1 protein-coding gene is annotated in these 294 nt (G+C 47.6%); it reads left to right on the plus strand.

Features of this window, described 5'->3' with window-relative positions:
* Positions 1-65 precede the first annotated feature (65 nt).
* Positions 66-294: group II intron maturase-specific domain-containing protein (locus tag WFZ86_RS20225; RefSeq protein ID WP_425402894.1), on the plus strand; the 229-nt coding region annotated here is incomplete at its 3' end.

Here is a 294-nt window from a genome sequence, read left to right on the forward strand (position 1 = left end):
AAAGTCTCGAGGAACGCATCCGAAAAATCAATGACCCGAGCCTGAAAGGCGAATAGGCGAAGCAAATCCAACGAGGATGGTTAAACTATTTTCGGGGACCGAGTATTATGGGCAAACTACGTGATATAGACGGCTGGCTTAGAAACCGACTTCGATATTGCATTTGGCACGATTGGAAGAAACCCGAGCGAAAGAGAAAGAATCTTATACGCTTGGGCATTGACCAAGACCACGCCTATTCTTTTAGTCGCACTCGCAAAGGCGGGTGGGCAATTGCGCAGAGTCCGATTTTGA

It is taken from the genome of Flavobacterium polysaccharolyticum (assembly GCF_038739875.1).
Taxonomy (GTDB): Bacteria; Bacteroidota; Bacteroidia; order Flavobacteriales; family Flavobacteriaceae; genus Flavobacterium; species Flavobacterium polysaccharolyticum.